Here is an 8950-nt window from a genome sequence, read left to right on the forward strand (position 1 = left end):
TATATCCTACTTATGTTTCCTGCCATTCTGAAAAGATGGATGGATTGGAAAGAAACCAATCCTCTTTTTGAGTATAATCTCTTAAATACTGTCTGTATCGAATGTATCGATCTTTGGTTGATGGTTCTAAATTGCGGTCAGGTAAAAGATAAGGATCCGTCTTTAAAAGTAGATGATCGCGAAAGGCTCTGATTTTATTCTTTAAATAATCTTCCTTTCGTGTTTCATCGGTAACCCATCCTTTTTCTGAATGGATTTGAAAAAGTTCGTTAGGATCCGGTTCATCTAGCGTATACTCTAGAAAGTTTGGATTCTCTGATGGAAGAAACGTTTTCGTGTTCTTAAAATCAGATTTTTGATAGAAGATAAGGTCTCTGAAATCTGGTTTAACTTCAACTTTAGTCCCGTTCCATACTGATATTTTTCGTAATTGGATCGGCACACCGTTTTTTTGATAGATATCCGTCCCTTTGGGTTCTTTGATCTCTTCGGATTCTACCGGCCATTTCAGATCTGCTGATTCCAATTGATCGGAAGGAATGATAACGTTGTATTGATCTCTATAGTAAATCATTAGGATGTCCTTATGTAGTATTTCATTCTTCTGATTTTTGTTTTCGTTGAAGAAGAAACTCTCGGGGTAATCGTCGGGCTGGAAGAAATGGGATCCAATATTGACAGACTTGCACCATAGACAGAATATGGCGGGCCTCCTGCTAACGCTCCCCCGCCGTCATGTGCAATAGTGGAAAGCCAGCCTGAATAGGAATAATCATGCCTATGTTTGAACATTGTATCCCAAAAAGATCCCCCTCCGCTACCTCCCTCAATCATTCTGACTGAACCGGTAACAGTAACGGAAGTTAAAGTGCTTATGTTTTCAGATATTGCGCTGTAAGTAGTTCCGTTCCAAGTACCAGAAAGTCTACCAAGAGTGATCGTGTTGCCGGAGATAGATGCAATGACGCAATCACTCGGCAGCGTTGCTCCCGTACCTACAACAGTGTCACCTACGTTTATGGCAGTGATATTATAACTAGAAAGTTCGAAACTTTTGTTCGTATTGTTTATATTCGATACACTTAAGTTGGATAAAGTGGCTCCGTTTAAATTTCTGGTTCTATAATCTTTGAACACACTGTCCGTATCGGTGACGATAGATCCGTCACATTCTGTGAAGTTGTCCGGTAAACTGGGAATATTCGGGAACGTATCGTCGAATGGGAAGGGACATCCCATAGGAATCTGTCCCCATTTGATAAATTCAAGTCCGGAAGCATCGGATTTGACCGCAACGATGGAACTCCCATTTCCGGAGTAAGCAGAAGGAGTATCTCTAAGTCCGATGAATTTGTTCGCTATGTCTGTGGACCGATCTTCTTCCTTCGTAAAAGTGGTTCCGTTCATTCGAAATGATCCCCAGGTAATAACAGAATTCTCGGGATCGACATTTACAAATAAGTTGTTTGTATCGCCATCACCTACATAAGAGTCAAGTAGTTGATATTGGTATTCTGTTCCATTAAAGTGAAATCGAGAAGGGGAATTTAATTTAGTTTTGTAGATACCAATGATCCAAATTTGTCTTTCATCATTCCATCCTGCAGGTAGAGAAACATTCGTTAAGTTTGGAATTATTATAAGGCGATAATTTCCTTCTCCATCCCGCCCGATAGCAGCACCTTTAGAAATATTGATCTTTCCTGATCCTGCATCTGTAATTATGCCTCCGTACAGAATTTGGAGATTGTCTGTTGAATTACCTGATAGACTTTTGATCGCCTCACAAATTTTTGCATGAAAGTAATCTTTATCATTGTTATAGTCTGTGATTAGGAAATAGTCCCCTGATCCATCAGGATTATGCTCAGGAATCTGTCCCTCACTTGTTGTATTAGTAAAAGGTATTGTACTCATACTGTCCTTAGGATGTTATAAGAATCATCTACTAAATAGATTTTGTAAAAGGCGGGTAATATTGATGATTGTCTATAGAGAAGGACAATCTCATCTAACAAAGAGTTTTCTGTTGTTTTACAATTAATGTAGATTTCAAATTGAGAACCTGCCAGAGACCAACGGATATCGGAAGCTTGGATTGTTGATCCATGCCATCGAGAAAACCCCCATCTCCAAACCCCTAGAGACTGACCAGAAACGATCGAACCCCTTTCTCCTACAACGGCTTCTTGTAAGTTCAGATAGATCTCTGCTAAGCCTTTCTTCCTATACTGGCTTATGAAATAACGAAGTTTGATTTTTTTTGTTTTAAGATTATCGTTGCCTGTATATTCGATTTTAAGAGCTTTGAGAATCCAATCGATCGCCTTCTCATTAATCGTATTTACATTGTTAAATTGGTACAGTTCCCAAACTTTTTTGAAATAGAAATCGACATATTCATTCAGAATTGTTTGAAACTGAGTCCAGTCTTTGCCGTATTTCTCTATGAATTCGGGAAACTTTATATTGAAAAAATGGTTCATAAAGGTGTTACCATTACAGTTCCTGCATCGATGATCTCTTGCGAAGTCGCGACTTGGTTCGTTGTCGGAGAGATTAAGGTGAAAATATCCACTCCGTAATCGTAAAGTGCATCACCCATCACCCACAGGTTTCCTACTTCCAGATTCTGACCCCAATTTCGATATTCTCTGTCACCAAGTAGAGTGATCCAAGTTTCAATGATGAATTGCAGCGCATCGTTTTCTTCGGAAGTGAAGGACCAACCCCAGATCGTATTGATGACATCCGTTCTGGTCTTATTGATCCCATTGTCCGCATAGTATTCAGTGACTTGATTGTCGTATGCACAAGAAACCAAAGTGAGCGCGAACTCTGTCAATTTTTGGCATACTGTGGAGTTGAATCCGTTCCTCACAGTAATAGAGGCATCAATGTCGATAGGAACATACATTGCGCTTGTGGCAGTGACTGGCATTACTCCGAATTGTGTTCTGGCTCTTACATAATCTTCTACACCTGTGAGGAATGCATTGTCTTCTTCATCTTCCGGATCGAAAACTCCTCCTCCTGCAGGAATGATATGTAAGATTGCCGTACCTATTCCAGGAATTCCCAGTACCTTTTGTACACTAGAACTGTATTTCCTTGCAATCGTTTCTAAATCTTCTTGGCTCCAAACGATATCTCTTAGCCTTACATTGGCTCTCGAATTACGGATGATAGATGCGACACTCTCAGAATTATTACCTCCGATTGTCTCTGAAGAATTGGCAACTTCAATGATATCGGAATCTTCCCCCACATTTAGATTGATTTCTCCCGCTTCCATTTGTCCAGTGAGACCTAAAGTTGTGGAGAAATTGGCGAAGATAGTCGTATTGATTGTAGGTTTCGCTCCTGTGGATCCGTTACCGAATTGAATTCGGCACTTACCATTGGATTGATAGATTACAGAGAAATGTAAATCTGTAGGATTAGAATTATCAAAATTGTCTACCCTTGTCCAAGATCCGTCTTCAGAAGTTAAAGATATTGTATTTCTAATAATATTTTGATATCCGTTTATTTTCAATTCCAACCAATCATCTGTGTTTGCTATCGTTCCTAAATTGATATTCGTATAAGACGTCTGTTGTTTTACCGGAACATTGATGGAAGTAGACGCAGTGACAGTCGTATCTGCAGTTACTTCGAATCGTACCATTTGTCCGGAAGAACTCACACCTCCGAATTGATATCCTTTGGGAACAGTTTTGTCCATCTCTGCACTTAAAGTTGCAGTGATGACTCCTGTACAACCATCCGCTTCCGTAGGTTCGTAATCGCATCTGGAGGCAAAACCGTAAGCGGATTCTCTAGTTTTCGGATAAAGAATATCGAATGCGATTCGGTTGATCAGCTCGGACAGGAAATCGAAAAAACCTGCAATTTCAACGAACAGCCAGTCCGGATAATTTTTGTAAGCTTGTTTCAAAGCATTGAATATATCGAAGTACGATCTTGAAATATGTTTAAATGTGTTTTTCATAATTGCGCTCTTATTTCTCCTGTAACTTGCAAATCCTGTAAAAGACGATATTTAACAATCATTACGAATTGACTCTCTTCGGTTCTTGTTTCGATGTCCGAAAAATCAACGACTATGTAAGGATCGAATCCTTTTGATTCATTGAGCCAATAAACAGACGATATGATATTGGAAATGAACAAAAGCATGGATGCAGGATTATTTTTTTCCTGTTCTAAATCGGAGAAGGATCCTCCTTTTTCCCGATCATAATGAGTCATCTCTTTGGTTTGAAAGATGATTCTATAAAGTTCCGTTTCTATTTCGCTTTGCTTGTAACCGTTCGTATAGTTCAAGAAAAAGCCCAAATTAGCGTATGAAAAATCAGTTGAGTCTGTCATCATTTAACTCCAGTTCGATATAGTATTAGGCGGGGCAATGAGTGTTGCGCTGCCTGTTTTCAGCCAGTCGATCAGTTGATCCGAAAAGTCTCCGCACATCCCTTCATAGTTTTCTTCTGAGGAAGTAGGAACAAATGGAGCTGCGGGGGGAACCGCTGCATAGCCTACCATTCCGCTCCCTAAGCTACTTGCGAAAGAAGATACCGCCGCACTAAAGATGGATCCGTCCAAATGCATTCCTTCAGCGGCTGATTCAAACGCACTCCTCGCCGAAGATGCGGTTGTTGATGCAGGAGTGATATTTTTTGCGCATTCAAAGAGTGCTTCCGACCAAGTATCGATCGCTCTTTGTTTTGCTGTCTCCATATCGGTAACATCTCCGAGATAATCATTATATTCAGGATCAAATCCTTTGCGAAATTTATCTTTTACATCGTTTAACATTTAGGTCACCGGGTGTGCATTAGGAATTCTGGATACAGTCGGACCGAAAGCCGTCATGAAACCGTCGCTGAAAGCGGTTCTCGTAGATGTATGAACTAAGTCCTTGCTTGCATCCGTTTGAGAAGGTTTGATCTCAAGCTGATTCTCGTTGTTTTTGATAATGATGTTTCCGCCCTCTTCGATCGTTATGTTTAAATCGCCCGAATCAAAAAGTACGATGGAATTTCCATTGCCGTATGAATTTTTCATCGGCTCAGCAAAGCCAACATATACATACCGTTCATTATCTCCGATTGTCGGCTCTACCCAAAGAGGTTGACCTTTTTTGACTTTCAAATAAGGAATGGAAAGACCATATCTACATAAGATGAGATTTTTACCTTGAAAGCCAAGTTCTGGAATTTCGACGAAGATCATTCCGTTCACATAAGTGTCTCCGAAGGAACTAAGTCGGGAAGAAACTTCCGATTGAGAAACAAGTTTTGCAATTGCGTATAATTTCATAGAGTGAGCTCCAGGCTGGTTTTGATCATGCCGTCTGATAGCTCGTGTTTCACCTTGTTTAAGTTAAACGTTCTTCCCTCTTTTCCAGTGTTCGCAATCCAATTGGGAAGATTAGAAGTAAGTGCTCTCGGATTCAAGGATCCGCAAAAGAGTTTTACTTTCCTTGGCGGCCTGAGATAAGGGTCACCGATGTTTAAATCTACATTCAAGGTAATAGTGGTGCTCTTATGAGCCGGTGGAGCTTGCAAATTTTTGTTCGTTTTAGAATCACCTGATGCCGGATAAGCGACCCAATAGGTAGTCATTTTTTTTGAACCGGGTTTTGCTTTTTTTGATTCTTCTGCAAGCTTTGTCGCAAGATTAGGATTCGATTTGATTCTCTCTAAAGCAGCAGGAGATAATTCATATTTTTTTTGATTGATTTCATAAGCGAATGTTTCAGGTAAATAATCATCAGTAGAAACAACTTTCCCATTTTCATTTGTACTTTCTGCAACTTTCGAATTTAAATCCCCTTCTCTGGAGTTTCCAAAAGACCAACTGATATTCGCTATGTTATTAGGTGCGTGATCTGTTTTGTATCCGATTCTATATTCACCCGTTAGATCATCAGGATTCTTTATCTTGCTATTTGCATGAATTTTGTCTCCTTCTGAATGCGCTATCTCAGAATCCATGAAATAAAAGGTTTTGTTTTCAGAATCGATCCAGAATAAACAATTCCACTTTTCCGCACAGTTTGTCAGAAACTCTAAATCGGTTTGACCTTTTTGTATCGGAACTTCATCTCCTTTGATCGGAGATTTGTCTTTTATTTGAACGATTGCATTGTATCCGTTCGAGCCGATAATGGTTTTGATAATCTCTTCTTTTTTGGAAGAAGTAAAAACTGTATTTTTTTCCTTCAGCGCCATGGATGCAGTTCCATCAATCAATGGAATGGAATAGGTCAGATAATCGCTGGCACTGCCTGTCGGATTCCGCTCCACTTCTCCTTGGAACATTGAAATCATGTTCAAAGAATTCCAACCCATCTCTATATCAATTAACTGATGTTTAGAAAAATAATTTTCTAAAAAAGATACGCTTTCAACTTGAATCTCTGCCTGAGGCATCTGGTTTAATTCATATTCTACGGAGATCCCTGAGATAAATTTCCTCATTTCTGGGAATTTATCCTTGTTCAATGCCAAAGTCCAATATGCCATTTTTTTGCCGGGAAGGGAAACCATTTATAAGCTCTCCGATACAGGAATTTCAATGAAAGGTAGTTCATTCACATCGCCGCGTTCTTCCATATAGGCGACCCAGTTCGTATCCAAAATCTTATACATGAAGAGCTCGGATCCTAAATGTTTATAAGCATAATGATCCAGTTCCCAGCCAAGATTTTGAATATTCAGTGTGCTACCCGCTTCGAAAGGTGGACGATACATCTTTACCGTCATTTCTGAGATAGTGACCGGATCTACTTGTTCCCAACGCAACATTAGATAAACCTCATATTTGAATTGATTCCAGGCCGACTTTTTTCGATGCCTTTTAGTTTGTACAAAGCTTCTTTTTTGATACTCATCACGGATGCTCGAATCGTTTGTGCTTTCTTTGCAATTTGACTTGCTTTGAATAAAACGGAGTTCTCATCTAACGACAATTTGATACTAATTTCGCATCTTTGTGGAATACCGAAAATACCGGTAGTAGGCCCTGATTTAAAATGAGACTTCGTTATGCTTACATCTAACACATCCCAATATAATGGAACCATAGAATCTCCGAATTGAAATAACACTTGGGGTGGAGGATAGTTTTCATTTCCAAAGAAAGATCCTGCGATCCCCAAGAGACCAGGAGAAGGATTTCTAAGCTCATCGAAATAGGCGATGGTATCGGTAACTCCTAAGGGGCTTTCGAAATCGTTACTCACTAGCTGGAGAGAGATCTCTTTGTTTTCAAACCCGGTGAAGAATTTCTCATGATGAGACCCGCCTATATTAGGCGCCGTGAAATAATTGATTTTTTTCTCTGAGGATACGTTCTCCGGATTGTATGTAAAAATCCAAGGAAGGTAAGTGGATGCATTGACTATGATTCCGTGTCCGTTTGCTGCCATTGGTTTATGCTCCTATGCTGCCCCGACTGAGAGAGGATTTGCTGATAGATTAGCGCTATTCTTTTTCAAATAACTTTCATCAGTTTTTTGGGATTTTACATATACCTTAGAATTATTATTATTATAATAATTATGATTCGTTATGTATGTGTTACCTGATGTTGCCTTATTGGAACCGGAGAAGAAATTGTTGAGTTTGCCTCCTGTAGCACTATCTGCATTTGCTGCAAAAGGACTATCGGTGATTCCCCCTTTAGAGTTTTTCTTGTTCGATCCGCTGGGAAGACCAAATGCGCTCAATTTGTCTGTTAGATTGAATGGCTTTCCGTCTTGCTGAAGGAATGCCATTTCTTTACTTGCAGGCTGTAAGTTGTTATTCTTTGGGATTTTTATTTGTGGTAAGTTAGAGCGCTTATTATCATGCGGTAGTTGGACTGCATTGCCGTCTTTTTTGGCTGGATCAACGTCTTTTTTTCCTCCAATTTGAGGCAAGAATCCTTTTACCGATGTCATAAGTTTCGAGAAATTTCCAGTCAATAGCGAGGAAAAAATCTTACCGAGTGTTATCGGAAATAGTATTATAGCCGCATATATAAATGCGGCCCATTGAAATATCGGGACAAGGTAATTAAAGAAAAAGTTTTTTATTTCTGTAAAATATTTTATAAATGCGCCTATCACAATCAGAATAAACCCGACGACAGCGACAGCCAATAGCGGCACAATAGCAATAATACCGAACATTACCAGATAGATAGCAGCAAGGATTAAACCTACTCCAATCGCTATCATTTTTGCTCCAGTACTTAAATTTACGAACCATTCTGCTATTTCTTTTCGATATTGCCAAATAGCTAACGCAACAATCGCTCCTACACCTAACAATAGCAAAGCTCTGCCTCCTGCAAGATTTAAATAATGAGACGCAATTATGTCTGCGCCCAAACTTGCTAACATAAATCCAACATTAGAAATTATTGTATCAATTGTTATGTTGCTGTTTCTCTGAAGAGCATCATTTATAATAATCATTAATGATTTTTCATCTAATCGACTCATTTCTATTAAATATTCATTGAGCGTAGGAAAAAACTTTTTTGAACCTGATGAAGTCGTATCGAAGTATTTAAAGATTGCCTCAATAGAGGTATTTATGTTCCTTGCGAGAGTTTTAATTTCGGAAGATAGATTAGCGGAGATTGAGGTTAAACTCTCTTTAACTGAGATCACATTAGTTGAAATTTTTTTCAATAAACCCATGTTTTGTTTCCATGAGTTTGATTTAAAAATAAAATTAACAATATCATTTCTTAATGCTACTTGACTCGTATCCATCTTTCTCTCTCTCTACATCCTCTAAAAGTTCACTAAAAATCTTTTCCACTCTCTTCAATAGAATCTTGTCCACTATATCCGGACTCCAGTTCCATTTGTTCCGGAATGCACGGCAGATCGAATGATATCGATCCACCGCATAACCTAAAAACTCCCAAGCTTTTTCTGCTTTCTTATCTC

The 8950-nt window shown here is 39.1% G+C and carries 12 protein-coding genes; all 12 read right to left on the reverse strand.

Features of this window, described 5'->3' with window-relative positions; translation table 11 throughout:
• Positions 1–10 precede the first annotated feature (10 nt).
• Positions 11–574 (reverse strand): phage tail assembly chaperone, encoded by a 564-nt coding sequence (locus tag EHS15_RS01905; RefSeq protein ID WP_135758851.1) that lies wholly within the window; start codon positions 572–574, stop codon positions 11–13.
• Positions 574–1917 carry a hypothetical protein gene (locus EHS15_RS01910; protein WP_135758852.1) on the reverse strand — a complete coding sequence of 448 codons (1344 nt, stop codon included), beginning with the start codon at positions 1915–1917 and terminating at the stop codon, positions 574–576. Before EHS15_RS01910 ends, EHS15_RS01905 begins: the two co-directional genes overlap by 1 nt.
• Positions 1914–2486, reverse strand: coding sequence for a hypothetical protein (locus tag EHS15_RS01915; RefSeq protein WP_135758853.1), 573 nt, complete (start codon positions 2484–2486; stop codon positions 1914–1916). Before EHS15_RS01915 ends, EHS15_RS01910 begins: the two co-directional genes overlap by 4 nt.
• A complete protein-coding gene (locus tag EHS15_RS01920) occupies positions 2483–3994 on the reverse strand; it encodes a baseplate J/gp47 family protein (protein WP_135758854.1) in 1512 nt (503 codons plus the stop codon). The genes EHS15_RS01915 and EHS15_RS01920 overlap by 4 nt, the downstream gene beginning before the upstream one ends.
• The gene (locus tag EHS15_RS01925; RefSeq protein ID WP_135758855.1) at positions 3991–4377 is read right to left on the reverse strand and encodes a hypothetical protein; all 387 of its coding nucleotides are present in this window, start codon (positions 4375–4377) and stop codon (positions 3991–3993) included. Before EHS15_RS01925 ends, EHS15_RS01920 begins: the two co-directional genes overlap by 4 nt.
• Positions 4378–4818, reverse strand: coding sequence for a hypothetical protein (locus EHS15_RS01930; protein ID WP_135758856.1), 441 nt, complete (start codon positions 4816–4818; stop codon positions 4378–4380).
• Positions 4819–5322, reverse strand: a complete 504-nt coding sequence (locus EHS15_RS01935; protein ID WP_135758857.1) for a hypothetical protein — start codon at positions 5320–5322, stop codon at positions 4819–4821.
• Positions 5319–6554, reverse strand: coding sequence for a hypothetical protein (locus tag EHS15_RS01940; RefSeq protein WP_135758858.1), 1236 nt, complete (start codon positions 6552–6554; stop codon positions 5319–5321). Before EHS15_RS01940 ends, EHS15_RS01935 begins: the two co-directional genes overlap by 4 nt.
• A complete protein-coding gene (locus tag EHS15_RS01945; protein WP_135758859.1) occupies positions 6555–6812 on the reverse strand; it encodes a hypothetical protein in 258 nt (85 codons plus the stop codon).
• On the reverse strand, positions 6812–7435 hold the full coding sequence (locus EHS15_RS01950) for a hypothetical protein (RefSeq protein ID WP_135758860.1): 624 nt from the start codon (positions 7433–7435) through the stop codon (positions 6812–6814). The genes EHS15_RS01945 and EHS15_RS01950 overlap by 1 nt, the downstream gene beginning before the upstream one ends.
• Before the next feature lie 12 nt (positions 7436–7447).
• Positions 7448–8770, reverse strand: coding sequence for an MFS transporter (locus EHS15_RS01955; protein ID WP_135758861.1), 1323 nt, complete (start codon positions 8768–8770; stop codon positions 7448–7450).
• Positions 8739–8950 (reverse strand): hypothetical protein (locus EHS15_RS19205; RefSeq protein ID WP_210416278.1); only part of this gene is annotated, 212 nt, incomplete at its 5' end. The genes EHS15_RS01955 and EHS15_RS19205, both read right to left, overlap by 32 nt.

Origin of the sequence: Leptospira idonii (assembly GCF_004770995.1) — a bacterium.
In the GTDB taxonomy this organism is placed as follows: Bacteria; Spirochaetota; Leptospiria; order Leptospirales; family Leptospiraceae; genus Leptospira_A; species Leptospira_A idonii.

What these genes read in the sequence shown, in the direction of transcription:
- EHS15_RS01920 (WP_135758854.1), bottom strand. Translation starts at nt 3,994, where the DNA reads ATGAAAAACACATTTAAACATATTTCAAGATCGTACTTCGATATATTC.
- EHS15_RS01945 (WP_135758859.1), bottom strand. Translation starts at nt 6,812, where the DNA reads ATGTTGCGTTGGGAACAAGTAGATCCGGTCACTATCTCAGAAATGACG.
- EHS15_RS01915 (WP_135758853.1), bottom strand. Translation starts at nt 2,486, where the DNA reads ATGAACCATTTTTTCAATATAAAGTTTCCCGAATTCATAGAGAAATAC.
- EHS15_RS01925 (WP_135758855.1), bottom strand. Translation starts at nt 4,377, where the DNA reads ATGATGACAGACTCAACTGATTTTTCATACGCTAATTTGGGCTTTTTC.
- EHS15_RS01910 (WP_135758852.1), bottom strand. Translation starts at nt 1,917, where the DNA reads ATGAGTACAATACCTTTTACTAATACAACAAGTGAGGGACAGATTCCT.
- EHS15_RS01935 (WP_135758857.1), bottom strand. Translation starts at nt 5,322, where the DNA reads ATGAAATTATACGCAATTGCAAAACTTGTTTCTCAATCGGAAGTTTCT.
- EHS15_RS01905 (WP_135758851.1), bottom strand. Translation starts at nt 574, where the DNA reads ATGATTTACTATAGAGATCAATACAACGTTATCATTCCTTCCGATCAA.
- EHS15_RS01940 (WP_135758858.1), bottom strand. Translation starts at nt 6,554, where the DNA reads ATGGTTTCCCTTCCCGGCAAAAAAATGGCATATTGGACTTTGGCATTG.
- EHS15_RS01930 (WP_135758856.1), bottom strand. Translation starts at nt 4,818, where the DNA reads ATGTTAAACGATGTAAAAGATAAATTTCGCAAAGGATTTGATCCTGAA.
- EHS15_RS01955 (WP_135758861.1), bottom strand. Translation starts at nt 8,770, where the DNA reads ATGGATACGAGTCAAGTAGCATTAAGAAATGATATTGTTAATTTTATT.
- EHS15_RS01950 (WP_135758860.1), bottom strand. Translation starts at nt 7,435, where the DNA reads ATGGCAGCAAACGGACACGGAATCATAGTCAATGCATCCACTTACCTT.